The 24,238-nt window shown below is 73.7% G+C and carries 21 protein-coding genes, 1 pseudogene and 1 other annotated feature; of the genes and pseudogenes, 14 read left to right on the forward strand and 8 right to left on the reverse strand.

What is annotated here, in order from left to right:
- Positions 1 to 149 precede the first annotated feature (149 nt).
- On the reverse strand, positions 150 to 560 hold the full coding sequence (locus BJP25_RS26915; RefSeq protein WP_075975779.1) for a hypothetical protein: 411 nt from the start codon (positions 558 to 560) through the stop codon (positions 150 to 152).
- Positions 561 to 689: 129 nt separating this feature from the next.
- On the opposite strand from BJP25_RS26915, the gene BJP25_RS26920 reads away from it, so the two are divergent.
- Both BJP25_RS26920 and BJP25_RS26925 read left to right on the forward strand, forming a co-directional pair.
- Positions 690 to 2,255, forward strand: coding sequence for a class I adenylate-forming enzyme family protein (locus tag BJP25_RS26920; RefSeq protein WP_075975780.1), 1,566 nt, complete (start codon positions 690 to 692; stop codon positions 2,253 to 2,255).
- A gap of 58 nt (positions 2,256 to 2,313) precedes the next feature.
- Positions 2,314 to 2,655, forward strand: a complete 342-nt coding sequence (locus BJP25_RS26925; protein ID WP_084794540.1) for a 5'-nucleotidase — start codon at positions 2,314 to 2,316, stop codon at positions 2,653 to 2,655.
- A gap of 4 nt (positions 2,656 to 2,659) precedes the next feature.
- On the opposite strand, the gene BJP25_RS26930 is transcribed toward BJP25_RS26925, so the two are convergent.
- Entirely contained in the window at positions 2,660 to 3,826 is a 1,167-nt protein-coding gene (locus tag BJP25_RS26930; protein WP_075977735.1) for an alpha/beta fold hydrolase, read from the reverse strand.
- 180 nt (positions 3,827 to 4,006) lie between these two features.
- Here BJP25_RS26930 and BJP25_RS26935 point away from each other — a divergent pair, with 180 nt between their 5' ends.
- The gene (locus tag BJP25_RS26935) at positions 4,007 to 4,921 is read left to right on the forward strand and encodes an EamA family transporter (RefSeq protein ID WP_075977736.1); all 915 of its coding nucleotides are present in this window, start codon (positions 4,007 to 4,009) and stop codon (positions 4,919 to 4,921) included.
- Positions 4,922 to 5,087: 166 nt separating this feature from the next.
- Here BJP25_RS26935 and BJP25_RS26940 read toward each other — a convergent pair whose 3' ends face one another.
- Positions 5,088 to 5,942 carry a helix-turn-helix domain-containing protein gene (locus BJP25_RS26940; RefSeq protein ID WP_084794544.1) on the reverse strand — a complete coding sequence of 285 codons (855 nt, stop codon included), beginning with the start codon at positions 5,940 to 5,942 and terminating at the stop codon, positions 5,088 to 5,090.
- Between the two features lie 262 nt (positions 5,943 to 6,204).
- Between BJP25_RS26940 and BJP25_RS26945 the strand changes: the two genes are divergently transcribed.
- The 3 genes from BJP25_RS26945 to BJP25_RS26955 all read left to right on the forward strand — a co-directional run bounded on the left by BJP25_RS26945 (position 6,205) and on the right by BJP25_RS26955 (position 9,333).
- Positions 6,205 to 7,188, forward strand: a complete 984-nt coding sequence (locus BJP25_RS26945) for a malate dehydrogenase (protein ID WP_075977737.1) — start codon at positions 6,205 to 6,207, stop codon at positions 7,186 to 7,188.
- 169 nt (positions 7,189 to 7,357) lie between these two features.
- Positions 7,358 to 8,911, forward strand: coding sequence for an anthranilate synthase component I (locus BJP25_RS26950; protein ID WP_075973629.1), 1,554 nt, complete (start codon positions 7,358 to 7,360; stop codon positions 8,909 to 8,911).
- Between the two features lie 53 nt (positions 8,912 to 8,964).
- A complete protein-coding gene (locus BJP25_RS26955) occupies positions 8,965 to 9,333 on the forward strand; it encodes a Trp biosynthesis-associated membrane protein (protein ID WP_075977738.1) in 369 nt (122 codons plus the stop codon).
- Positions 9,334 to 9,385: 52 nt separating this feature from the next.
- Here BJP25_RS26955 and BJP25_RS26960 read toward each other — a convergent pair whose 3' ends face one another.
- A complete protein-coding gene (locus tag BJP25_RS26960) occupies positions 9,386 to 10,114 on the reverse strand; it encodes a hypothetical protein (RefSeq protein ID WP_075975717.1) in 729 nt (242 codons plus the stop codon).
- A gap of 31 nt (positions 10,115 to 10,145) precedes the next feature.
- A complete protein-coding gene (locus BJP25_RS26965; RefSeq protein WP_075975718.1) occupies positions 10,146 to 11,294 on the reverse strand; it encodes a hypothetical protein in 1,149 nt (382 codons plus the stop codon).
- 2,056 nt (positions 11,295 to 13,350) lie between these two features.
- Between BJP25_RS26965 and BJP25_RS26975 the strand changes: the two genes are divergently transcribed.
- Positions 13,351 to 14,199, forward strand: a complete 849-nt coding sequence (locus BJP25_RS26975; protein ID WP_075977874.1) for an NUDIX hydrolase — start codon at positions 13,351 to 13,353, stop codon at positions 14,197 to 14,199.
- Positions 14,196 to 14,981 (forward strand): MBL fold metallo-hydrolase, encoded by a 786-nt coding sequence (locus tag BJP25_RS26980; protein WP_075977740.1) that lies wholly within the window; start codon positions 14,196 to 14,198, stop codon positions 14,979 to 14,981. Before BJP25_RS26975 ends, BJP25_RS26980 begins: the two co-directional genes overlap by 4 nt.
- Before the next feature lie 152 nt (positions 14,982 to 15,133).
- Here the strand turns inward: BJP25_RS26980 and BJP25_RS26985 are convergent, their stop codons facing one another.
- Positions 15,134 to 15,934 carry an inositol monophosphatase family protein gene (locus BJP25_RS26985; protein WP_075973166.1) on the reverse strand — a complete coding sequence of 267 codons (801 nt, stop codon included), beginning with the start codon at positions 15,932 to 15,934 and terminating at the stop codon, positions 15,134 to 15,136.
- 82 nt (positions 15,935 to 16,016) lie between these two features.
- Between BJP25_RS26985 and ppgK the strand changes: the two genes are divergently transcribed.
- The 4 genes and pseudogenes from ppgK to BJP25_RS27005 all read left to right on the forward strand — a co-directional run bounded on the left by ppgK (position 16,017) and on the right by BJP25_RS27005 (position 21,005).
- Complete coding sequence (gene ppgK / locus BJP25_RS26990) at positions 16,017 to 16,778, forward strand: polyphosphate--glucose phosphotransferase (RefSeq protein WP_075973165.1); 762 nt, start codon at positions 16,017 to 16,019, stop codon at positions 16,776 to 16,778.
- A gap of 150 nt (positions 16,779 to 16,928) precedes the next feature.
- Positions 16,929 to 18,551, forward strand: a sequence feature (23S ribosomal RNA rRNA prediction is too short).
- Positions 18,549 to 19,418: an Rv2231c family pyridoxal phosphate-dependent protein CobC gene (gene cobC / locus BJP25_RS26995; RefSeq protein WP_075977741.1), complete on the forward strand. Its 870-nt coding sequence runs from the start codon at positions 18,549 to 18,551 to the stop codon at positions 19,416 to 19,418. Its footprint overlaps the feature before it by 3 nt.
- Positions 19,415 to 19,987: pseudogene (locus BJP25_RS27000) on the forward strand (Nif3-like dinuclear metal center hexameric protein); the annotation flags it as partial. The gene cobC and the pseudogene BJP25_RS27000, both read left to right, overlap by 4 nt.
- 58 nt (positions 19,988 to 20,045) lie before the next feature.
- Positions 20,046 to 21,005: a threonine ammonia-lyase gene (locus tag BJP25_RS27005; RefSeq protein ID WP_075977742.1), complete on the forward strand. Its 960-nt coding sequence runs from the start codon at positions 20,046 to 20,048 to the stop codon at positions 21,003 to 21,005.
- A gap of 6 nt (positions 21,006 to 21,011) precedes the next feature.
- Here the strand turns inward: BJP25_RS27005 and BJP25_RS27010 are convergent, their stop codons facing one another.
- Positions 21,012 to 21,365 (reverse strand): VOC family protein, encoded by a 354-nt coding sequence (locus BJP25_RS27010; RefSeq protein ID WP_075977875.1) that lies wholly within the window; start codon positions 21,363 to 21,365, stop codon positions 21,012 to 21,014.
- 750 nt (positions 21,366 to 22,115) lie between these two features.
- On the opposite strand from BJP25_RS27010, the gene BJP25_RS34410 reads away from it, so the two are divergent.
- The gene (locus BJP25_RS34410; protein WP_158075726.1) at positions 22,116 to 22,844 is read left to right on the forward strand and encodes a hypothetical protein; all 729 of its coding nucleotides are present in this window, start codon (positions 22,116 to 22,118) and stop codon (positions 22,842 to 22,844) included.
- On the opposite strand, the gene BJP25_RS27025 is transcribed toward BJP25_RS34410, so the two are convergent.
- Positions 22,837 to 23,667 (reverse strand): PP2C family protein-serine/threonine phosphatase, encoded by an 831-nt coding sequence (locus tag BJP25_RS27025; RefSeq protein WP_075977744.1) that lies wholly within the window; start codon positions 23,665 to 23,667, stop codon positions 22,837 to 22,839. The two genes, BJP25_RS34410 and BJP25_RS27025, sit on opposite strands and share 8 nt — an antisense overlap.
- Before the next feature lie 54 nt (positions 23,668 to 23,721).
- Between BJP25_RS27025 and BJP25_RS36370 the strand changes: the two genes are divergently transcribed.
- On the forward strand, positions 23,722 to 24,219 hold the full coding sequence (locus tag BJP25_RS36370; RefSeq protein ID WP_075973565.1) for a MarR family winged helix-turn-helix transcriptional regulator: 498 nt from the start codon (positions 23,722 to 23,724) through the stop codon (positions 24,217 to 24,219).
- Positions 24,220 to 24,238 lie beyond the last annotated feature (19 nt).

Genomic DNA, 24,238 nt, shown 5'->3' on the forward strand with positions numbered 1-24,238 from the left:
TTGCGTGGAGGACGTGGTGCGGGCCACCGCCGCGGCGGGGCGCGCTAGCTAGCTAGCCACCCAACCCAACCCCCGCCAGCCGAACCCGCCCCCTCAAGCCGGGCACGATGCCGGGCGGGGCGAGGGGGCGGGTGGCGGGAGGAAATGCCTCAGTAGTTGTCGCCGCCGAAGAACATCTCCTCGATCTGGTCGGCGGTGCCCGCGAGCAGGGCCAGCGGGTCGTCGAACTCGTGCACGTCGAGGTCGCGCAGGGGCAGGGAGTGGCGCAGGACGACGTGCTCGCCCATGATGGCCGCGCCGCAGGCGATGGAGGCCTGCCCCACCTCGCGCAGCAGGGCGGCGAGGTCGACCTCGGCGGCCAGGCCGACGGGGCTGGCGATCTGCACCCACTCGTGGACGTTGTCGAGCACCTCGCGCACCAGCACGACGACCTGGGTGCGCTCGTCCTCCTCGTCGTACTTGTCGAAGCCGAACTCGATGCGGATCTCGTCCTCGCGCTCGTCGATGACCTCGTACTCCTCGCGGATGTACTGGGCCAGGTCGCCCCACGTCGATACCATGCCGCCCAGCCTACGGGAGTGGATCACCGCGCGGGTGGGCCGTTCGCGCCCTTGTGCGCCCCTGCCCGGTCGTGTTAAGTCGAACGGGTGGCCGACGCGGGCCCCGGGACCGTCCACTCAGGAGGCTCCATGCCGAACCGGATCGTGCCGCCGGGGTTGCCGGAGCACCTGGAGTACCCGCGGGTGCCGGTGGGGGCGGTGGTGCTGGGCGCGGCCCGGCGCTGGGGCGAGCGGGTGGCGTTCCGCCGCGGCGCCGAGTCGATCACCTTCGCGGAGCTGGGCCGGGCGGCCGCGCGCACCGCGAACGGGTTGCGCGCCCGCGGCGTGGAGCCCGGCGACCGGGTGGCGCTGCGGATGCCGAACCGGATCGCCTTCCCGGTGGCCTACTACGGGGTGCTGCTGGCCGGTGCCGCGTTCGTGCCGGTGAACCCGCTGCTGCCGGAGGCCGCCGCGCGGGCGCAGATCGCCGACTCGGGCGCGGTGCTGGTGCTCGGCGAGGGCGACGTGGCGCCGCTGGCCGAGGGGATGCCGGACGTGCCGCCGCGGGTCGAGGTCGACGTGGACGAGCACCTGGCGCACCTGGCCTACACCGGCGGCACCACCGGGGTGTCGAAGGGCGTGCTGCTGCCGCACTCGAACGTGGTGACGAACCTGCTCCAGTACTGCTGCTGGGGGACGGGGTCGGTGCCCGCGCTCGACGACGAGGGCGGGTTGCGGCTGGAGCAGGTGGGCAGCGCCGAGGAGTGGCCCGCCCGGCTGGGCACCGGCGTGGTGGTGAACCTGACGCCGTGGTTCCACGTCATGGGCACGATCGCGGGCATGAACGCCCCGGTGCTCACCGGCGCCACCGTGGTGCTGCACGACCGGCTCGACCCGGCCGCCTACCTCGCGGCGGTGGAGGAGCACCGGGCCACGACCATGGGCGGCGCGCCCGCGCTGTTCGCCGCGCTGGCCGCGCACCCGGACTTCGACACCCGCGACCTGTCGTCGGTGCTCACCATCAGCTCCGGCGCCTCCCCGATGCCGCACGACACCGCCGAGCGCCTGCGCGCGCGGGTGCCGAACGCGGTGGTCGTGGAGGGCTACGGCCTGACCGAGGTGACCATGGGCGCCACCGGCGGGCCGACCTGGCGGTCGGGTGTGCGCAAGCTGGGGTCGGTGGGCCTGCCGACCTTCGACACCGAGGTCCGCGTGGTGCCGGTCGACGGCGGGGACCCGCTGCCCCCCGGCGAGCCGGGCGAGGTCTGCCTGCGCGGCCCCCAGGTGATGCGCGGCTACCACAACCACCCCGAGGCCACCGCGGAGGTCCTGGTAGACGGCTGGCTGCACACCGGCGACATCGGCGTGCTCGACGAGGACGGCTACCTGTTCATCGTCGACCGCAAGAAGGACATGCTGCTCTACAAGGGCTACAACGTCTACCCGCGCGAGCTGGAGGAACTGCTCGTCGCCCACCCCGCCGTCCACGGCGCCGCCGTCGTCGGCCGCCCGCACCCCACCGCGGGCGAACTCCCCGTCGCCTTCGTCGTCCCCGCGCAGGCTTCCCTGACCCCCCAACAACTCCAGGACGACATCAACGCCAACCTGGTCCCCTACAAGCGCCTCCGCGAAGTCCACTTCGTCGACGCCATCCCCTACTCCGCCGCGGGCAAGATCCTCAAGCGCGAACTCCGCAACCGCCTCACCGCGGGCTGACGCGGCAGACCAGGCGCATCGACTGGACGCGACCTCGTGGCAGAAGGCGAGGAATGCAATGGGCTACAGCCTGGAAGACCGGCTGGTGATCGGGGTGGCGTCCAGCGCACTGTTCGACTTGTCCGAGTCGGACGCCGTCTTCCGCAACCGCGGGGAGGAGGCGTACCGCAGCTACCAGGAGCAGCGCTTGGACGAACACCTGCAACCAGGTGTCGCCTTCTCCTTCGTCAGGCGCCTGCTCTCCCTCAACGACCTCGCGCAACCGGACGACCCGCTGGTGGAGGTCATAGTCCTGTCGAAGAACGACCCGGACACCGGGCTGCGGGTGATGCGCTCGATCGAACACCACGGGTTGGACATCACCCGTGCAATCTTCCAGCAGGGGCGCTCGCCCTACTAGCTAGCTAGTCGTTGCAGCGGGTGGCGAGGGTGGCGTCGAAGGTCGACGGCTGGTCGCGGGTGCCGGTCAGCAGGGGGGCGGCGAGGGCGGTGATGCCGTCGGGGGTGCCGGAGCGCAGGTCGGCGAGGGCCTTGGACAGGGCGGGCCAGGTGGACTTGTCGGCCAGGCCGGTGAGGACGGCGCGCAGGACGACGCCCGGGCCGAGGGGGGTGCCGTCCGCGGTGGCGGCGGGGGCGCTGGTGGCCTGGTCGAGGACCTGGTTCAGGGCGGTCTTGGCGTCGCCCAGCTCGCAGGCGCGGGCGGCGCAGTCCTGGGCGAAGGCGGCGAAGGTGTCGTCGGCGGCCCTGGCGGTGGCCTCCAGCACGACCTTGGCGTCGGTGTTGGAGTCGGGCAGGCCGTCGAGGACGACCCGGCCGACGCGGTCGGGGTAGCGCTCGGCGAACACCGACAGCACCCGGGAGCCCTCGCCGTGGCCGATGGCGTTGAGCTTGCCGACCCCCAGCGCCGAGCGGATCGACTCGGCGTCGCCCGCGCTGCGCCAGGTGTCGATCGCGGGCAGCCGCGCCTCCAGCGCGATGGAGCACTGCTGGCCCGCCGAGCGCGCCTGGTCCAGGGGTTCCTCGACGTCGGGGACGCGGGGGTCCACCTGGAGGATCCCGGCCCGGACCTCCTCGGGCACGCAGCGCACCGGGTCGCTGCGGCCGGTGCCGCGCCGGTCCACCCCGACGAGGAAGAACTGCTCCAGGAAGGCGGGCGGGAGCTTGGTCGCCAGCTCGGCGGCGTAGGCCGTCCCCGGCTTGCCGTCGACGTCGTTGAACACCACCAGCGGGTACTTGCCCGCGCCCACCCGCAGCAGCTGCAACCGGGCGATCCCCTGGCCGGGCAGGTAGGGCGAGTCCAGCACGCCGTTGATCCGCGCGCACTGGGCGCTGCCCGCCACCGCCTGCGGGAGGGTCGCGGCGACCTCCGCGGCGCAGGCCGACCACCGGATCCTGGTGCTCTGCGGCTCCTCCAGCTCGGGCAGCGGTGCCGGGCCCGACTGCCGGACGACCCCGGGGGAGCCTGCGTCCTCGCCGTCGTTCACCACGATCCCCGGGCGGGTCGACGGCCCCGCGGTGCACGAGGCCACCAGGGCGATCGGGACCAACCAGGCCCACCGTCCGACCCTCACGCGTCGCCCGCCCTCCCCGCCTGCCCCTGCACGTTCACCGCCGAGCGTGCCACCGACCAGGTGAGACCGCGGTGAACGGCCCTGCCGCCCGGCGGGACGTGCCGCAGGCCACCGGAAACCCGGTCGAGGCGGGCGCGACCTCGAACATAGGATGTCTCGCGGTGAAGGGAGGGCTGTGCCGTGGTGGTCGCCCAGGTCGACAGGGCTCCTCGGGGCTTCGGCGCGCGCCTGGGGGCTTGGGCCGCGGCGACCCCGCGCAAGGTCGGCGCCGTCCCCCCGACCGTCCAGGTGCTCCTGGGCATCGTCAGCGTCCAGGTGGGCGCGGCGCTGGCCAAGAACCTGTTCTCCACCGCGGGCGCCCTGGGCGTGGTGACCCTCCGCCTGGTGCTCGCGGCGGCCGTCCTGCTCCTGCTCTGGCGGCCCAGCGTGCGCGTGGGGAAGCGGGCGTGGGGGGTGGTGGCGGCGTACGGGACCGTGCTGGCCGCCATGAACCTGCTGTTCTACCTGGCCCTGGAGCGGATCCCGCTGGGCGTGGCCGTCACCGCGGAGTTCCTGGGGCCGATGGCGCTGGCGCTCGCGGGCTCGCGGCGCTGGCTCGACGCGGTGTGGGCGCTGTTGGCCGCCACCGGGGTCTTCCTGCTCGCCCGCGGTGGGGGCGGTGACCTCGACCTGGTCGGGCTGCTGCTGGCCGTGGCGGCGGGCGTGTGCTGGGCCGGGTACATCGTGCTGGGGGCCGCGCTCGGGCGGGCCAGCGCGGACGGGTCCGGGCTGGCGCTGGCCATGGCGGTCGGGGCGGTGGCGGTGCTGCCGATCGGGGTGGCGTCGGCGGGGGAGGCCCTGGTGACGCCGTGGGTGCTGGTGGTCGGGCTCGGCGTGGCGCTGATGTCCTCGGTGGTCCCGTACTCGCTGGAGTTGGAGGCGCTGCGGAAGATCCCGCCCAGGGTGTTCGGGGTGCTGATGAGCCTGGAACCCGCGGTGGCCGCCGTGGCGGGCTTGGTCGTGCTCGGGGAGGCGCTGGCCGCGGCGCAGTGGGTGGCGGTGTGCCTGGTGGTGGGCGCGTCGGTCGGCGCGACCCGGTACGCGCGCGGCGGCTAGGGCCTGTCCTCAAAGCCTGCTCTGTGAGAGTCGTGATCAGATCGGACGCAGGCGGTGCCCGGACGAGGGACCTCGTACTGGATGTACTTGGTTCCTCGGCCGGTGCCGCCTGCGTTCGATCTGGCGCGGCTATCGCTGGGCGAGGCTTTGAGGACAGGCCCTAGGGCTAGCTAGCTAGCCCGCTCAACCCGGCGATCACCTTCTCCACCAGCGCCGCCGACCCCCGCTCGTCCAGCGCCGCGCTCAACAGCTCCACCACCGCCCGGTCGTACCCGCGCACCTGCTCCGGGTCCTCCAGGAACACCACCCCGTCGCGCGCCTCCAGTACCACCACCGCCCGCCCGCGGTCGAACTGCAACCGCTGGAACGGCCCCGCCAGCGCCGGGTGCCCGTGGTCGCCGTCGGGCAGCACCCGCACCGACACGTTCTCCTTCGCCCCCGCCTCCAGCAGGTACCGCAGCTGCCCGCGCAGCACCTCCGCCCCGCCGACCACCGTGCGCAGCGCCGACTCCCGGACGATGGCGAAGAACCGGGGCGGGTCGGCCCGGCGCAGCACGGCCTGCCGGTGGATGCGCCCCGCCGTGTACTCCTCCACCCTGGCGTCGTCGAGCATGTGCACCTCGCGCAGCACGGCCTGGGCGTAGGGCACCGTCTGGAGCAGGGCGGGCACCAGCGCGGGCGCCACGTCCACCAGCATCGCCGCCTTGGCCTCCAGCACCCGCAGCGTGCTGGTGCGCCCGGCGACCGGCTCGGGCCGCACCAGCGGCGCCCCGGCGGCCTCGGCCAGCGCCACCAGCTCCTCCTGCCGGGCCCCGGGCACCCGGTAGGCGGTGAGCAGCGCGCCGATGTCGGCCAGCCGCTGCGGCCTGCGCCCGTTCTCCATGCGGCTCAGCTTGGACGTGCTGATGCCCACCAGGCCGGTGACCGCGGCCAGGCTGAGCCCCGCGGCCTCCCGGTGCGCCCGCAGCTCCTCGCCCAGCAGCTCAAGCCGGACCGTCGAGTCCGGTTCCCGCAACCCCATCGGCCCCCGCCCCTGTCGACCACCCCTCGCGGACCACCATGATCAGGCGGTCGCGGCCGGGGTCGGCGCAGGCCAGGGGCCTGTCGGGGCAGATCCACCCGATCGTGGTCGGCGGCTCGCGGAGACCCTGCTCACCGCCGGGCCGCCGCGCCGGGCCGCCTTGGTAGCCTCGCCCCCAGCCGGGCGACGTTGCTGACAGGGCAGAACTTGCCGCGTGGTCGACCCGACGAACATCCGTCACGCCATCGGGAGGATCCGCCAAGTGGCACCCGTCAACGTCACCGTGACCGGCGCGGCCGGCCAGATCGGCTACGCCCTGCTGTTCCGCATCGCCTCCGGCGCGCTGCTGGGCCCCGACACCAAGGTCAACCTGCGCCTGCTGGAGATCCCGCAGGCGGTCAAGGCCGCCGAGGGCACCGCGATGGAGCTCGACGACTGCGCGTTCCCGCTGCTGTCGGGCATCGAGGTCACCGACGACGCCAAGAAGGCCTTCGACGGGGCCAACGTCGCGCTGCTCGTCGGCGCCCGCCCGCGCACCAAGGGCATGGAGCGCGGCGACCTGCTGGAGGCCAACGGCGGCATCTTCAAGCCGCAGGGCGAGGCGATCAACGCAGGCGCCGCCTCGGACGTCAAGGTGCTGGTGGTCGGCAACCCGGCCAACACCAACGCCCTCATCGCCCAGCAGCACGCCCCGGACGTCCCCGCGGGCCGCTTCACCGCGATGACCCGCCTGGACCACAACCGCGCGCTGTCGCAGCTGGCGGCCAAGCTGGGCGTCGGCGTCGCCGACATCAAGAAGCTGACCATCTGGGGCAACCACTCGGCCACCCAGTACCCGGACATCTTCCACGCCGAGGTCAGCGGCAAGAACGCCGCCGAGGCCGTCAACGACGAGGCGTGGCTGGCCGACACCTTCATCCCCACCGTGGCCAAGCGCGGCGCGGCGATCATCGAGGCCCGCGGCGCGTCCTCGGCCGCCTCGGCCGCCAACGCCGCCATCGACCACATCCACGACTGGGTGCTGGGCACCCCGGCGGGCGACTGGACCTCGATGGCCGTGCCGTCGGACGGCTCCTACGGCGTGCCCGAGGGCATCATCTCGTCGTTCCCGGTCACCTGCGCGAACGGCGAGTACACCATCGTGCAGGGCCTGGAGGTCAACGAGTTCTCCCGCGCCCGCATCGACGCCTCGGTGGCCGAGCTGGTCGAGGAGCGCGACGCGGTCAAGGGCCTCGGCCTGATCTGAGCCGACCACCCGGTGCGCGCCGGGTGGACCCCGCTGGACTCGCTAGCTAGCTAGCGCGCTCACCGCCGACATCATGCCGCATGCCCCCCGCGCACCCGGATCCGCGCTGGTCACCAAGGCCATCACCCCGGTGCCGGGTGGCCGCCGGGGCACACGGCAGAATGTCGGCATGGTGAGTGCGATCGGCGTCCCGTCCACACCCGCCGCGGCGTCGGTGGGCATGGGGAGCGTCAGCCCCACCCGCGAGCGGTTCCACGCGCTGGCCCCCGACCGCCGCGTCATCCCGGTCGTGCGCCGGGTGCTGGCCGACGCCGAGACCCCGCTGTCGGTGTACCGCAAGCTCGCGGGCGACCGGTCCGGCACCTTCCTGCTGGAGTCGGCGGAGAACGGCCGGTCCTGGTCGCGCTGGTCGTTCATCGGGGTGAACAGCCCCGCCGCGCTCACCGCCACCGGCGGCGAGGCGCACTGGGTGGGCACCCCGCCGGTCGGCCTGCCCACCGGTGGTGACCCGCTGGACGCGCTGCGCGAGACCGTCCGCGCGCTGCACACCGACCCGCTGCCCGACCTGCCGCCGCTGACCGGCGGGATGGTCGGCTACATCGGCTACGACGCGGTGCGCAGGCTGGAGCGGCTGCCGGAGCTGGCCGAGGACGACCTGCGGCTGCCGGAGCTGGTCATGCTGCTGGCCACCGACCTCGCCGCGCTCGACCACCACGAGGGCACCATCACCCTCATCGCCAACGCGGTGAACTGGGACGACTCGCCCGAGCGCGTCGACGCCGCCTACGACGACGCGCTGGCCAGGCTGGACGCGATGACCGAGGCGCTGAGCCGCCCCGCGCCCTCCACCGCGGCGGTGTTCGACCGCCCGCCCGCCGACTACACCCGCCGCCGCACCCCGGAGGACTACCAGGGCGCGGTGCTCGCGGCGAAGGAGGCGATCCGGGCGGGCGAGGCGTTCCAGGTGGTGGTGTCGCAGCGGTTCGAGATGCGCACCGAGGCCGACCCGCTGGACGTCTACCGGGTGCTGCGCACCACCAACCCCAGTCCGTACATGTACCTGCTGCGGCTGGACGGGTTCGCCATCGTCGGCTCCAGCCCGGAGGCGCTGGTGACCGTGCGCGACGGCAAGGTCACCACCCACCCCATCGCGGGCACCCGCTGGCGCGGCGCGGACCCCGAGGAGGACCTGGTCCTGGAGAAGGACCTGCTGGCCGACACCAAGGAGCGCGCCGAGCACGTGATGCTCGTCGACCTGGGCCGCAACGACCTGGGCCGGGTGTGCGCGGCGGGCACCGTGCAGGTGGTCGACTTCTTCCGGGTGGAGCGCTACAGCCACGTCATGCACATCGTCTCCACCGTCAGCGGTGAGCTGGCCGAGGGCAAGACCGCCTTCGACGCGGTGGCCGCCTGCTTCCCGGCGGGCACCCTGTCCGGGGCGCCCAAGCCCCGGGCGATGGAGCTGATCGAGGAGCTGGAGCCGACCCGGCGCGGGCTCTACGGCGGCGTGGTGGGCTACCTGGACTTCGCGGGCGACGGCGACACCGCCATCGCCATCCGCACCGCGCTGGTCCGCGACGGGGTGGCCTACGTGCAGGCGGGCGCGGGCGTGGTCGCCGACTCCGACCCCGCCGCCGAGGACGCCGAGTGCCGCAACAAGGCGGGCGCCGTGCTGGCCGCCATCGCCGCCGCGGGCACCATGCGGGGGGCGACCCGCGGGTGAGCGAGCGGCCGAGCGACCAGGAGCCCCCCTCTCGACGTCCTCTGTGGATCGTCGTGGGGCTGCTGCTGGTCGGGGCCGCCTTCCTGTGGGGCGCGTCCGCGCTGACCTGGGCGACGACCACCGCACCGGTGCCCGGTACCGGCGCCGGTCGCAGCACGGCGCAGACTGTGGGGGACGCGCTGGCCCCGGTCCTGCCGATCGCGGTGCTGTCGGTGGCGGGCGTGGCCGCGGCGCTGGCGTTCGGGCCGCGGATGCGGCGGGTGACCGGCGTGCTGCTCGCCGCGGCGGGCCTGGTGCCCGCCGTGGCCGCCGTGGCGACCTCAGGCGGGCAGTGGTGGGCCAGGGCCGCGGTGGTCGCCGCGGGCCTGGTGGTCGCGGCGGGCGGCGCGCTGCTGCTCGCGGTGGCCGGGCTAGCTAGCTAGGTGGCGGGGGTGGGCATGCGGGGGCCTTCCTGAGGGTTGTGGGGGTGGGCGCTCATCGGGTCTTGGTGACGATGACGGCGGCCAAGGCCTCGACGACCTCGCACGGCGGGGTCTGGGGGAAGCGGTTGTTGGCTGTGGTGATCCCGGCGGCGCCGTCGGCGAGGGTGATCACCGCCGAGCACTGGGGGCCGGTCTTGTCGTTGGCGGTGGTGACGATCCACCCGGGGTGCCCGCCCCAGGTCTTGGTGGTGGAGCCGGGGACCTTGGCCGGGTCGGTCTGCAGGTTGCGGTCCCAGACCACGGTGGTGGAGAAGACCCCGCCCTCGGGGCCGGTGGGCGGGCCGTCGGGGTTGATGGTGACCTTGCCGCTGTTGGAGTAGACGCAGCGCAGCCCGACCCCGTTCGTGCCGCCCGCGGGGCGCAGTTGCGGGGCGTGCTCGGCGCCGTCGGTGGGGCGCACCGGGGCCGGGAAGTCGCCCCAGGCGAGCCCGCAGGGGTCGAACGGGGCACCGACCTGCTCGGCGTTCTTGGGCGGGTCGAGGTCACCGAGGGCGACCGAGCCGGTCGCTCGACCGGCTCGGCGCTGCTCGGCGTCCCCGTCACCACCTGGCTCCCCACCGCTCCCGGTGGCCTGTGTGGACGGTGTAGGGGTGTCGGGGTCGGTGGTGGTGCAGGCGGTGGTGGTGATGAACGCCAGCATCGCGGTGGCGGCGGTGGCCGCGCGCACGTAGCGCCGGTCGATGCTCATGCCGTCCCTGCTCATGCTGTCCTGCTTGGTCATGCTGTCCTCCCGGGGCATCTCGGCTGTGTGGTCAGAGTTGGTCGAGGGCGCTGGTGAGCGCGGTGGTGGACAGGTCGCAGTCGCCGCTGGTGGCGGTGAGGGTCTGCACCTTGGGGCCCAGCGCGGCGAGCTCGACGTCCTCGACCAGGGCGACGGTGTCGGTGTCGAGCTGCACGGTGATCTCGCAGCGGGTCGCGCCGGTCAGGTCGGTGTACTGGCGGCGTCGGCCCTCGCGGCCGGCCACGGTGGTCGGGGAGACGGTGTCGCCGGGCAGGGCGGACTTGGGGTCCAGCAGCGAGTCGAGGCCGACGGTCAGCGCGACCAGGCCGCCGATCGCGGTCTTGTCCCCCGGTGCGCGTTGGGTGGGGTTGAGCGAGCAGGAGAACGGGTCGGTCATCATCGGGAACACCGCGCGCCCCAGCGCGGCCGCGGCCCTCGACAGCGCGGCGCACGGGTCGACGGCGGCCGCGGGCAGGGCGGGGGTGGTGATGGCGTCGGCGCGCAGGGCCGGGGTGCGCCAGAGCGCGCCCACCGCGTCGAGGTAGGCGGCGGCGATCTCGCAGGCGGGTCGCCCGCCCCCGCCCTTGCCGGGTGTGTCGTGGTTGTGCACCGACAGGTCGATGCCGGTGCGCTCGTCGAGCGGGTGCACCAGCAGGCAGGAGCGGCCCGGGGCGCCGCTGGGGTCACCGAGTTCGTGGAACACCAGCCCGGCGTGCTCGCGGGACGGCTTCGTGGTGACCGCCGGGGTGAGGATCGACCCGACCGAGATGTTGAGCGCCACCCCGGCGGTGGGGTCGCCGGGCGGGGTCATGCTCAGCGAGCAGTCACCCAGGTGCGGGGTGGGCATGAGCGACGAGGCGCGCAGGCCGGTGACCTTCGCCGCGGCGGCGGTGTCGTGCAGGGCGCACGGGTCGATCCGGCGCAGTTCGGCGTTGCGGCGCATCGTCTGCGCCTGGGCGTCGTTGGCGGTGATGCCCGGCACCGGCTGCGCCCCGCCGGACGTTCCCGGGGTGCCGGTCGGGGGTTGCCCGCTCGCTGCGGGCGGCGCGGCGACGGGGCGGGGGTTGCCGGTGACGGTGGTGGTGCACGCGGCGAGCGCCGCCCCGACGGCCAGGCTCGCCAGCAGGGCGGTGGTCGCCGGTCGTCTGCGGGTCCGGGGTGTGCGGTGGGTGGTGGTCATGGGCCCCTTCTCGGGTGGTGTGGCCTAGCTAGCTAGCCCCAGCCCCCAGGGCACCCCCGCGCCGCCCCCGCAGGGCAGCCAGGGCCCGCAGGCCGCCCCCACCCCGCAGGGTTCGCCGCCCCCGCTGCCGCAGGGCGCGCCGACTCCGGCTCCAGTGGGCAACCAGGCTCCGCAGGCCGCCCCGACGCCGCAGGGTTCGCCGCCCCAGGCGCCGCAGGGCAACCAGGCCCCGCAAGGCTCGCCGTCCCAGACGCCGCAGGGTGCGCCGACTCCGACTCCAGAGGGCAACCAGGCTCCGCAGGGCGCCCCGACGCCGCAGGGTTCGCCGCCCCAGGCGCCGCAAGGCAACCAGGCTCCGCAAAGCTCGCCGTCCCCGCTGCCGCAGGGTGCGCCGACTCCGACTCCAGAGGGCAACCAGGCCCCGCAGGGCGCCCCCACCCCGCAAGGCTCGCCAACCCCCACTCCCCAGGGTGCCCCCGCACCGTCCCCGCAGGGCTCCAACCCGCAGGCTCCCCCCGCCCCGACTCCGCAGGCCACGCCTGCGCCGTCCCCCCAGGGCAACGAGGGTCAGCAGGGCGCCCAACCTCCCCAGGGCTCGCCCGCCCCGACCCCGCAGACCGCCCCTGCCCCGTCCCCGCAGGGCAATGAGGGTTCGCAGGGCACTCCCACTCCGCAGGGTTCGCCCGCCCCGACCCCGGAGGGCAACCAGGTCCCGCAAGGCGCTCCGACGCCGCAGGGTTCGCCAACCCCGACTCCCCAGGGCACTCCTGCGCCGTCCCCGCAGGGCAACGAGGGGCAGCAGGGCGTTCCGGCCCCGCAGGGTTCGCCTGCCCCGACTCCCCAGGGCGCACCCACGCCCTCGCCGGCTCCGCAGGGCAGCACTACCCCGCAAGGCTCGCCATCCCCCGTGCCACAGGGCAACCAGAGCCCACCGAGCACCCCCGCGCCGCAGGGCAACCAGGGCTCGCAAGGCGCTCCTTCCCCCACCCCGCAGAACGCTCCTGCGCCAACGCCGCCCCCGAGCCCGCAGGACTTGCCCGCGCCGCACGTGAACCAGGGCCCTCAGCCCTCCTCCACCCCGGCGCCGTCCCCGAGCCCGCAGGACTCGCCAGCACCGCAGGCGAACCAGGGCACGCCCGCTCCCCAGGGCGCCCAGCCCACACCGCCGCAGTCCGACCAAGGCCAGCAGAGCGCCCCGACCCCGATGCCGCAGGGCGCGCCCACCCCGTCCCCGAGTCCCCAGGGCGGCACGCAGTCCCCACCGCCGCAGGGCGACCAGGGGCAGCAGGCAACTCCCACCCCAACGCCGTCCCCGACCCCGCAGGGCACGCCCACCCCCTCTCCCAGCGCCCAGGGAACCCCGACTCCACAGGGGACACCCACGCCGCAGGCGAACCAGGGCCCCACGACCACTCCTGCCCCGAGCCCGCAGAACACGCCACCCGCGCAGGGGCAGCCGGGTGTCCCCGCGCCCACACCCACCCCGAGCCCCCAGAACACGCCGCCGCAGGGTCAGCAGAACACCCCGACCCCGACTCCCGTGCCGCCGGCGAACCAGGGCCCCACTCCATCCCCGACCCCGCAGAACACCCAGGGGTCGCAGGACAGCCCGGCCCCGACGCCCCTCCCGAACACCCAGGGCACACCGGCCCCGCAGAACGACCAGACCACGCCAACGCCTTCACCGAGCCCGCAGCCGCAGGCCGACGGAGGCCCGAAGGGCACCACCGCACAAGACCAGCAGAACCCCCCGGCTCCGCAGGGCTCGCCAACCCCCACGCCGTCCCAGTCCCCGCAGGGCCCGAGCCCGCAAAGCACCCCCGCGCCGACTCCGTCCCCGCAAACCACCCCGACCTCCCAGAGCACCCCCACTCCGCAGAGCACCCAGCCCACGCCCCCGCAGGGCTCGCCCTCGCCCCAACCAAGCCCCACCCCGGCCCCGCTCCCGGCCGTCAACACCCAGGGCACCCCCGCTCCGCAGAGCACCCCAGCACCCACCCCCTAGCTAGCTAGGGGTGGGGGTTAGGGTCGGGGGGTGCGGGAGTTGCCTGAGGAGATGGTGTTGCCGGGGGAGTTCGTGCCGGAGGCGGGTTCGGGGCCGCCGGTGGTGGCTCGGGACGCGGCTACGGTGATGTTGGTGCGGGACGTGGGTGGGGGTGTTGAGGTCTTCCTGCTGCGGCGGGTGGTGGGGATGGCGTTCGCCGGGGGGATGACCGTGTTCCCCGGGGGTGGGGTGGACAAGCGGGACTTGGACGCGTCGGTGGCGTGGCACGGGCCTTCGGCGGGGTGGTGGGGGGAGCGGTTTGGATGTTCTGAGTCGTTGGCGCGGGCGTTGGTGTGCGCTGCTGTGCGGGAGACGTTCGAGGAGTCGGGGGTGTTGTTGGCCGGGCCTGATGGGGGGTCGGTCGTGTCGGACACGGGGCCTTACCGGGGGGCTCGGCAGGCGTTGGTGGACCGGGAGTACTCGTTCGCGGAGTTCTTGCAGCGCAATGGGTTGGTGCTGCGGGCGGACCTGCTGCGGCCGTGGGCGAACTGGGTGACGCCGGAGGCTGAGCCGCGGCGGTACGACACGCGGTTCTTCCTGGCGGCCATGCCGGAGGGGCAGTTGGCCGACGGGGCGACGACCGAGGCGGACGACGCCGGGTGGCAGCGGCCCGCGGAGGCGATCGCGGACTGGCAGCGCGGGGCGCGGGGGCTGATGCCGCCGACGTGGACGGCGCTGGCGGAATTGGGGGAGCGGGGGAGCGTGGCCGAGCTGATGGGGGTGGAGCGGTCCGTGGAGAAGGTCATCCCCAAGGTGGTGCGGGACGGGAACGTGCTGCGGGTGATCCTGCCGAGCGACCCCGCCTACGCGGACGCGCCGTTCAGCGTCGACCCCGCGCCGGGCGACGAGGTGCGGCCGTGACCGCGCACCCCGCGTACGGGGTCGTCCGGGAGGTGACGCCGTTCGCGTCGGTGCTGCTGGAGGACAACCCCGGGGTGATGACGCTCGACGGCACCAACACCTGGTTGCTGCGGGCACCGGGGGCCGCGGGGGCGGTGGTGGTCGACCCCGGTGAGGCTGACGTGGCGCACCTGGAGCGGGTCGTGGCGGCGGCGGGTGCGGTGGAGGCCGTGCTCATCACCCATCACCACCACGACCACGTCGGCGGGGCGGAGTGGTTGTCGGAGCGCACGGGGGCGCCCGTGCGGGCGTTCGACGCGGCGCTGTGCGCGGGGGGCGCGCCGTTGCGGCACGGGGAGGGGCTGAGCCTCGCCGGGCTGGACCTGGAGGTGCTGCACACCCCCGGGCACACCGCCGACTCGGTGTGCTTCGCCGTGGCGCACGACGGGGTCGAGGCCGTGCTGACCGGGGACACCGTGCTGGGGCGCGGGACCACGGTGATCATCCCGCCGGACGGGACGCTCGGGGACTACCTCGACTCGCTGCGGCTGCTGGCCGGGCGGGGAGCCGCGGCGGTGCTGCCGGGGCACGGGCCGGACCTGGCTGATCTCGGGGCGGTGGCCGGGATGTACCTGGCGCACCGGGAGCAGCGGTTGGCGCAGGTGCGGGCCGCGCTGGTGGAGCTGGGGGAGGGTGCGGGGGCTCGGCAGGTGGTGGAGCTGGTGTACCGGGACGTGGATCGGGCGTTGTGGCCTGCTGCGGAGTTGTCCGTGGCTGCGCAGTTGGCTTACTTGCGGGGGTGAGGGTTCTGGTTCGGGTGGGGACGGGGGATGGGGGCTCGGTGTGGAACGAGGGATTGGGCTCGGTGTGGACGGGTTCTTGGCTCAGTGAGGGGCCTGTCCTCGGGGGCTAGCTAGCTAGGAGGTGGTGGGGGTTACGGGGTGGCTGTGGGGGGTCAGGGGTAGGTGGCGATTCCGGCGGTGATGAGGGCTTGGCGGAGGTCAGTGGCGATGGTGGGGGCGGCGGCGAGGACGGTGTCCGGGCCGAGTTCGGGGTCTTCGCCGGGGAGGGTGACCTGGGCGCCCGCTTCGGCGGCGATGAGGGCGCCAGCGGCCCAGTCCCACGGGTTGGTGCCGCGTTCGCAGTAGGCATCGAGCCAGCCCGCTGCGACGGCGCAGAGGTCGAGGGCGGCGGAGCCACCTCGGCGGATGTCGCGGACCTGGTCGAGGAGGCGGGCGACGACGGCGCCGTGGGCGGCGCGGCGGGGGGCGGAGTAGGGGAAGCCGGTGGCGAGCAGGGACTGGGCGAGGGAGTCCGGTTCGTTGACGCGGAGGGGGTGGCCGTCGAGCCAGGCGCCCTCGCCCTTGACGGCCGTCCAGCGGCGGCCGGTGGCGGGTTCGACGACCACGCCCGCGACGGAGGTGCCGCCGACCTGGGCGGCGACGGAGACGGCGTACCAGGGGTAGCCGTAGAGGTAGTTGACCGTGCCGTCGATGGGGTCGACCACCCAGGTGACGCCGTCGCCCGCGGTGGCGCCGCTCTCCTCGCCCAGGAAGGCGTCGCCGGGGCGCAGGTCCGCCAACCGGGTGCGGATCAGGTCCTCGGCGGCGCGGTCGGCGGCGGTGACCACGTCGGTCCTGGTGGACTTGGTGCCGACGTCGCGGATGGCGGTGGCGCGGGTGGTCTCGGCGAGGGTGGCGGCCTCGGCGGCCACGGCTTCGGCGGTGGCGAGCAGGTCGCGTTCGGTGGTGCCCACCCGGCTATCCGACCACAGCGGGCGACCGACGGCTAATGTCACCGGTCGACGCTGCTGAATCGAGAAGGAAGGGACCCGAGGGATGGGTGCGACCCAGGGCTTCGGCGTGGACATCGGCGGTTCCGGCATCAAGGGGTGCCTGGTGGACCTCGATGGGGGCAAGCTCGACGGGGAGCGGATCAGGATCCCCACCCCGCAGCCCTCGACGCCGGAGGCGGTGGCCGAGGTCGTCGGCCACATCGTCGAGGAGTTCGGGTGGCGGGGGCCGGTCGGCGTCACGCTGCCCTCGGTGATCAAGCGGGGGGTGGCGCACTCCGCGGCGAACATCGCCAAGACCTGGATCGGCACCGACGCCGCCGCGCTCTTCGCCGCCCGGCTGGACCGGCCGCTGGACCAGGTCACCGTGCTCAACGACGCCGACGCTGCGGGCATGGCCGAGATCCGCTACGGCCGCCCCGACGACCAGGCGGGGGTGGTGGTGCTGCTGACCTTCGGCACCGGCATCGGCAGCGCGCTGTTCCTCGACGGCAAGCTCGTCCCCAACACCGAGTTCGGGCACCTGGAGATCGACGGCCACGACGCCGAGACCCGGGCGGCGGCCTCGGCCAAGGAGGAGGAGGACCTGAGCTGGGAGCAGTGGGCCAAGCGGGTGAGCCGCTACATCCAGGGCCTGGAGAACCTCATCTGGCCGGACCTGGTGATCGCGGGCGGCGGGGTCAGCAAGAAGGCCGACAAGTGGCTGCCGCTGCTGGACGTGCGGACCAAGGTCGTGGCCGCTGAGCTGCGCAACGACGCCGGGATCGTGGGCGCGGCGGTGGCCGCGGCCGAGCGCCTGGGGCCCTGAGCCGCGGGCGGCGTGGCCGGTCGCGGACCCGCCCCGGCAGGTGCGCGCGCACATTTCGTGCTCGGGGCGGCCGCTAGCTAGCTAGGGGTTGTCTGGTTGGTGTTTGAGAACTGCACAGTGGATGCGAGCATCTTTGTAGTAAGTGTGTAAGGGCATACGGTGGATGTCTAGGCATCAGGAGCCGATGAAGGACGTAGGAGGCTGCGATAAGCCTCGGGGAGCTGCCAACCGAGCTGTGATCCGAGGGTGTCCGAATGGGGAAACCCGGCATCAGTCATGTGGTGTCACCCGCACCTGAATATATAGGGTGTGTGGAGGGAACGCGGGGAAGTGAAACATCTCAGTACCCGTAGGAAGAGAAAACAACCGTGATTCCGTGAGTAGTGGCGAGCGAAAGCGGATGAGGCTAAACCGGTCACGTGTGATACCCGGCAGGGGTTGCGTGGTCGGGGTCGTGGGACCTTTCTGATCGTTCTGCCGGACGGTCGAGGAGTCAGAAAACACTGTGGTTAGTGGAATACGTCTGGGAAGCGTGACCGTAGAGGGTGAGAGTCCCGTACGCGAAAACCCGGTGTCTCCTGAGAGTGTTCCCAAGTAGCAGCGTACTCGTGAAATTCGCTGTGAATCCGGCGGGACCACCCGCTAAGCCTGAATACTTCCTGATGACCGATAGCGGACTAGTACCGTGAGGGAAAGATGAAAAGTACCCCGGGAGGGGAGTGAAAGAGTACCTGAAACCGTGTGCCTACAAGCCGTCAGAGCCTTGCGGGGTGATGGCGTGCCTTTTGAAGAATGAGCCTGCGAGTTAGTGCTGCGTGGCGAGGTTAACCCGTGTGGGGTAGCCGTAGCGAAAGCGAGTCCGAATAGGGCGTCTCCAGTCGCGTGGTCTAGACCCGAAGCGGAGTGATCTACCCATGGCCAGGGTGAAGCGTCGGTAAGACGTCGTGGAGGCCCGAACCCACCAGGGTTGAAAACCTGGGGGATGAGCTGTGGGTAGGGGTGAAAGGCCAATCAAACTCCGTGATAGCTGGTTCTCCCCGAAATGCATTTAGGTGCAGCGTCGCATGTTTCTCACCGGGGGTAGAGCACTGGATGGTCTAGGGGGCCCACAAGCTTACCGAAATCAACCAAACTCCGAATACCGGTGTGTGAAGTGCGGCAGTGAGACTGCGGGCGATAAGGTTCGTAGTCGAGAGGGAAACAGCCCAGAACACCAGCTAAGGCCCCTAAGTGTGCGCTAAGTGGGAAAGGATGTGGGGTCGCCCAGACAACCAGGAGGTTGGCTTAGAAGCAGCCACCCTTGAAAGAGTGCGTAATAGCTCACTGGTCAAGTGGTCCTGCGCCGACAATGTAGCGGGGCTCAAGCGCGCCGCCGAAGCTGTGTCATTCACACAATACATCCGCCCGGTTTTCGGACCGGGTGCAGTGGTGTGGATGGGTAGGGGAGCGTCGTTCAGCCGGGGAAGCGGTGGGGGAACCCAATCGTGGAGGCTGGACGAGTGAGAATGCAGGCATGAGTAGCGAAAGACGAGTGAGAAACTCGTCCGCCGGATGACCAAGGGTTCCTGGGCCAGGCTAATCCGCCCAGGGTAAGTCGGGACCTAAGGCGAGGCCGACAGGCGTAGTCGATGGACAACGGGTTGATATTCCCGTACCCGTGTGGACGCGTCCCTGGTGAGCCCGGTGATACTAACCGCCCAAAGCTAGCTAGCTAGGGGGCGGGTCGGGGCGTACCCGTCCGCGGGGGATGACCTGGGGGCTCGGGAGGTCGTGGCTGGGCGGTTCGGGCGGGGGGTGGATGAGGTGGTGGTGTTGAACGGGTCGGCGGAGGGGTTCGCGCTGTTGCCGAACCTGCGGCCGCGCAAGGCGGCGTTGGTGCACCCGTCGTTCACCGAGCCCGAGGTGGCGTTGCGGCAGGCGGGGGTGCCGGTGGAGCACGTGCTGCTGGATGCGGCGGACGGGTACGCGCTGCACCCCGGGCGGGTGCCGGAGGACGCGGACCTGGTGGTCGTCGGGAACCCGACGAACCCGACGTCGACGTTGCACCCGCGGGAGGTGGTGTTGGCGCTCGTGCGGCCGGGGCGGACGGTGGTGGTGGACGAGGCGTTCATGGACGCCGTGCCGGGGGAGCCCGAGTCCGTCGCCGCGGTGAGCGGGGTGGGGGTCCCCGGGCTGATGGTGTTCCGGAGCCTCACCAAGACCTGGGCGATCCCCGGCCTGCGCGCCGGGTACGCGCTGTCCGACCCGGGCACCCTCGCCCGCCTCACCTGGAACCGTCCACAGTGGCCTGTCGGCACGCTCGTCCTCGAAGCCGTCCGGGCCTGCGAGGAACCCCGGGCCGTCGCGGAGGCGCGAGCGGGGGCCGTCCGGCTCGACGAACACCGGGTCGAGTTGCAGAAGGCGCTGGCGGAGATCCCCGGTGTGCGCGTCGAAGGCGACCCCCGGGCACCGTTCCTGCTGCTCCGGGTGGACGACGGCGCCGGGCTGCGCGCGCACCTGCGGGGTGTGGGGATCGCCGTGCGGCGGGGCGATACGTTTCCCGGGCTCGGGCCCGATCACCTCCGGGTCGCGGTGCGGCCGCCTGGGGAGTTCGGGGTGTTGGTGGAGGCGGTTCGGGACTACCAGGAGGGGTTGTCGTGAGCACTGTCGGTGACGCTGTGGCGGCTTTGGAGCGGGCCTACCCGCCGGAGTTGGCCGAGAGCTGGGACGCGGTGGGGCTCGTCTGCGGTGACCCCGCGGAGGTCGTCGACACGGTGCTGGTGTGCGTGGACCCGGTGGAGTCCACTGTGGAGGAAGCGGTGGAGCTCGGGGCGCAGTTGGTCGTCGCCCACCACCCGCTGCTGCTCAAGGGGGTGCACGGGGTCGGGGCGGACACGCAGAAGGGCAGGCTGGTGCACCGGATGATCCGCAGCGGGGTCGCCCTGTTCTGCGCGCACACCAACGCCGACTCCGCCGACCCCGGGGTGTCCGACGCGTTGGCTGCGGCGTTGGGGCTCACCGTCACCGGGCCGCTGGACCCGAAGGCGGACGGGCGGACGGGGATCGGGCGGGTGGGGGAGCTGGCGGAGGGCGAGCCGTTCTCGGCGTTCGTCGAGCGGGTGGCGGCGGCGCTGCCCGCGACGGCGTGGGGGGTGCGGGCGGCGGGGGACCCGGGGCGGTCGGTGCGGCGGGGGGCGGGGTCCGGGGGGGGCGGGGGACCCCAACTCCGGGCCCTAGCTAGCTAGGCCTGCGGCCCCCGCCCGCCAGTCGGACCAGTAGCGTCATCCCGTGCCAGGAACGCGCCTCGACCTCGACCGCATCAGGGCTGCCCAAGCCCTCATCGCCCCCCTGTTCCAGCGGACGCCCCTCTACCCGTGCGACGCGCTGGCCGACGTGCTCGGATGCGGGCTGAGCGTCAAGCTCGAAACGGCCAACCCCGTGCGCAGCTTCAAGGGCCGGGGCACCGAACTGGTCACGAGCCTGCTCCAGCGGCAGGGCCGCACCCAGGTCGTCTGCGCCAGCGCGGGCAACCTCGGCCAGGCCCTCGCCTGGTCGGGCCGCCGCCGGGGCATCGCGGTGCACGTCGTCGCCTCCCGGCACGCCCCCGCGCTCAAGCTCGACCGCATTCGCGCGCTGGGCGCCGACCTGGACCTGGTCGACGGCGACATCGAGGACGCCCGCGCCCGCGCGGCGGCCATCGCCCGCACCCGGGGCGCCCGGCTGCTGGAGGACAGCCTCGACGTCGAGACGTGCGAGGGCGCGGCGACCATCGGCCTCGAACTGGCCGCCGCACCCGGCATCGACGTCGTCCTCGTCGCCCTGGGCGGCGGCGCGCTCGCGACCGGCATCGGCCACGTCGTCAAGGCCCTGACCCCGGGCGTCGAGGTGGTGTGCGTGCAACCGGCGGGCGCCCCGGCGCTGACCCGCTCCTACCACGCGCGGCAGGTGGTCAACACCGACTCGATCGACACCATCGCCGACGGCGTCGCGGGCCGCCACCCCATCCCCGAGGTCCTCAGCGACCTGCTGGTCGTGGCCGACGACGCCGTCCTGGTCCAGGAACGCTCGATCCGGCGCGGCATGAGGCTGCTGCTGGAGCACGCGGGCCTCGTCGTCGAACCGTCGGCCGCCCTGGGGGTCGCCGCGGTGCTGGAGGACCCGGCCCGGTTCGCGGGCAGGCACGTCGCGACCATCATCTGCGGCAGCAACGTCGACCCGGCCGACCACCGGCGCTGGGTCCGGGGCTGACCCCGCTCAGGCGGGCTGCCACAGCTCGACGCGGTTGCCCTCCGGATCGGTCACCCACCCGAACCGCCCGATGCCGTCCACATCCTGCGTCTCCTCCGCCACGGCGGCCCCCCGCCCCCGCAACTGGTCGAGCATCGCGCCCAGGTCGCGCACCCGGAAGTTCAGCATCGCCTGCTGCGAGGGCGACCCGAAGTAGTCCGTCCCCGCCTCGAACGGCGCGAAGACCGTGGGCCCGGCCACCTGCTCCCACGGCGCCCCGGCATCCCCGCCGACGCCGAGGAAGTCCCGGTACCACGCCGCCAACCCCTCCGGGTCCGCCGCGCGGAAGAAGTACCCACCGATGCCCTGCACCCGCTCCATGCCCCGATCCTGCCTCACCCCACCGACAACTCCGCCTCCACCCACGCCCGCCACTCCCGCGCGTCCGTGTGCCGGACGCTCTAGCTAGCTAGCCCCCCCCCCCCCCCCCCCCCCCCCCCCGGGCCCGCCCGCGCCGCCGCCGAAACCCGCCACGACACCACCGCCGCCCACCGCCACCTCGCCCAAGCCCTCCCCGGCCTGCGCACCTGGCGCGACCGCGCCGAAGCACTCGCCCTGCTCCCGCTCACCGGCCTGCCCACCACCCCCGGCTCCCGCGCCGCCACCACCCTCACCGCCACCCACACCACCGCGACCACCACCGGCACCACCCGCACCGACCCCGCCCGCCGCGTCGAGGCCCGCCACTGGATCACCACCTCCGAGGACCCGACCACCACCACCGCCGCCCGCACCCGCCTCGACACCCTCGGCCCCGAACCCCCCGCCACCACCACCGCCGACCGCGAACTGCTCACCGCCCTGCTCCACCGCTCCACCCTCGCCGCCCTGCACCCCGCCCCCACCCTCGCCACCCACGCCGAACGCGTCCTGCACCACGAACCCACCCAACGCCGCGACCCCACCGGCACCACCACCCTCGCCCTCACCACCCTGCTCGCCGCAGGGGCCCCCACCCCCGCGACCACCTGGCTCGACAGCGCCCTGCGCACCACCGACCACGATCACACCACCCCCACCGACCGCGCCGCCCTGCTCTGCCACCACGCCGCCGCCCTCGCCCAAGCAGGCATGCACACCCCCGCCCGCGCCGCCGCCTGGCACGCCCTCGACCTCGCCCCCGACGGCCTGCGCACCCTCTCCGCGTTCCCCCTCGCCGCACTCGCCCCGGTCGCCATCACCACCCACGACCACCGCCTCGCCACCCACGTCCTCACCCTCTGCACCCACCACACCGACCACACCGCGGGCCTGCACCTGCGCGCCACCACCCTCATGCTGCGCGCCACCACCGCCGCCCGCACCGACCCCCGCACCGCCCTGGAACACCTCACCACCTGCGGCGCCCTGCTCACCGCCGCGGGCTGGGACAACCCCGTCCTGTTCCCCTGGCGCCCCTGGGCCGCCCGCCAGCACCACGCCCTCGGCGACCCCGGCTCCGCCCGCGCCCTCGCCGACGACGACCTCGACCGCGCCCGCCACTGGGCCGCCCCCACCGCCCTCGGCCGCGCCCTGCGCGTCCGCGCCGCCCTCGCACCCCCCACCGAGGCCACCGACCTGCTCGACGAGGCCATCACCACCCTGCGCCCCGCCCACGACCCCCTCGGCCTGGCCCTCGCCCTGCTCGACCGCGCCAGGGCAGCGGGGGAGGGGCCCACCACCGGCGACCACACCCGCGAAGCCCTCACCCTCGCCCAGGCCTGCGGCGCCGACTGGCTCGCCGCCCGCGCCCGCCGCCTCGGCGCCCCCGCCGACCACCCCCCACCCCGCCCCGCCACCCCGCCCCCCCTAGCTAGCTAGGCCACAGCTGCGGGGACCCGCAGTCGACCACCGCCAGCGCCCCGGTGCGCAGGTCGACGGTCAGCAGCAGGCCCGCGACGAACCGCTCCCCGCCGAACTGCCCCCACACCGCCTGGTCGGCCAGCGCGGCCGCCTCCGCGATGCCGTGCCCGGAGCGGCGGGCGTTGCGCATCGCGGTGATGGCGATGGTGGTCAGCAGGGCCGCCTCCAGCCCTTCGCCCATGCCGTTGGTGAGGGTCAGGGTGAGCGAGCCGGGGTCCACGCTCCAGTCGAAGTTGTCCCCGCGCACCCCGTAGGCGGGTTCGAGCTGCCCCGCGAGGGTGAACTCCGGGCAGGCCAACCCGCGCCCGGGCAGCAGCTCCCACTGCATCTCGGCGGCCACGGTCATCCGCCGGTCGCGCCGCGCCCTGGCCAGCTCGTCGGTGCCCACCTCGGCCACCCGCAGCGCGTCGGCCACCGCGTCGGCCACCTCGGCCAGCTCCGCCAACCGCTCGATGCCCACCGGCTCGCCCGGCGTCCCCGACAGCACCCCCAGGCAGTCCCCCCGGCACAGCAGCGGCAGGTGCACACCCCCGTCCCCGTCGACCACGGCCCGCTGCTCGCGGAACGCCGCCCCGGGCGTGGAGGTGCTGGTCGGCACCACGTCCTCCGGGTCGGTGATCGACACCAACCGGGCGGCGGCGTAGTCCACCAACCGCACCCGCGGGTCGCCCAACCCGGTGTGCTCGGCGAGCAGCGGCCCCAATCGCCCGGCGAAGGCGTGCAGGGGCAGTGCTCTCAGGGTGGTCTCCAGCGCGCGCAGGGCTTCGGCGGCGGTGGTCACGGGCTCCTCCGGGGGAACAGGCAGGCGTGGCCGCCGGTGTGCGAGAGTTGAAGTATGGCTGCGCCGCTGGGCCCCGTGCCCCCGGGGCCGGATCGGGACGACCCCGCCGACCACACCCGGCTGGAGGCCGACGCCTCCGCCCTGACCCTCGTCCTGGCCAAGGCCACCGCCTCGGTCTACCCCAAGGTCCCCGCCGCCCAGCTCCGCGCCCTGCAGTTCATCGGCGACCACGAACCGGTCAACCTCACCCGCCTCACCGAGGAGCTGGGCACCATCCCCTCCTCCGCCAGCCGCATCTGCGACCGCCTCCAGGCCTCCGGCCTCCTCGACCGCCGCCCCGCCACCACCGACCGCCGAGAGGTCGAACTCCTCCTCACCAGCGACGGCCGCAGCCTCCTGCACCGCCTCAAGGAAGCCCGCCGCGAGGGCCTCGCCCACATCCTCGACGCGATGCCCGCCCCCGCCCGCACCGCCCTCCTCCACGGCCTCTCCGAGTTCGCCGCCATAGCCACCCCAACCCCCCAGCCCCACCCCCACCGCGACACAGCCTGACCCTAGCTAGCTAGCCAGC

The organism is Actinokineospora bangkokensis, from assembly GCF_001940455.1.
GTDB lineage: Bacteria > Actinomycetota > Actinomycetes > Mycobacteriales > Pseudonocardiaceae > Actinokineospora > Actinokineospora bangkokensis.

Excerpts from the sequence above, each read along its gene's own strand:
- BJP25_RS26965 (WP_075975718.1), bottom strand. The coding sequence starts at position 11,294 with ATGACCACCACCCACCGCACACCCCGGACCCGCAGACGACCGGCGACC.
- BJP25_RS26950 (WP_075973629.1), top strand. The coding sequence starts at position 7,358 with ATGGTGAGTGCGATCGGCGTCCCGTCCACACCCGCCGCGGCGTCGGTG.
- BJP25_RS26915 (WP_075975779.1), bottom strand. The coding sequence starts at position 560 with ATGGTATCGACGTGGGGCGACCTGGCCCAGTACATCCGCGAGGAGTAC.
- BJP25_RS27010 (WP_075977875.1), bottom strand. The coding sequence starts at position 21,365 with ATGGAGCGGGTGCAGGGCATCGGTGGGTACTTCTTCCGCGCGGCGGAC.
- BJP25_RS26960 (WP_075975717.1), bottom strand. The coding sequence starts at position 10,114 with ATGACCAAGCAGGACAGCATGAGCAGGGACGGCATGAGCATCGACCGG.
- BJP25_RS26975 (WP_075977874.1), top strand. The coding sequence starts at position 13,351 with ATGGTGTTGCCGGGGGAGTTCGTGCCGGAGGCGGGTTCGGGGCCGCCG.
- BJP25_RS26925 (WP_084794540.1), top strand. The coding sequence starts at position 2,314 with ATGGGCTACAGCCTGGAAGACCGGCTGGTGATCGGGGTGGCGTCCAGC.
- BJP25_RS26940 (WP_084794544.1), bottom strand. The coding sequence starts at position 5,942 with ATGGGGTTGCGGGAACCGGACTCGACGGTCCGGCTTGAGCTGCTGGGC.
- BJP25_RS26920 (WP_075975780.1), top strand. The coding sequence starts at position 690 with ATGCCGAACCGGATCGTGCCGCCGGGGTTGCCGGAGCACCTGGAGTAC.
- ppgK (WP_075973165.1), top strand. The coding sequence starts at position 16,017 with ATGGGTGCGACCCAGGGCTTCGGCGTGGACATCGGCGGTTCCGGCATC.
- BJP25_RS34410 (WP_158075726.1), top strand. The coding sequence starts at position 22,116 with ATGCACACCCCCGCCCGCGCCGCCGCCTGGCACGCCCTCGACCTCGCC.
- BJP25_RS36370 (WP_075973565.1), top strand. The coding sequence starts at position 23,722 with ATGGCTGCGCCGCTGGGCCCCGTGCCCCCGGGGCCGGATCGGGACGAC.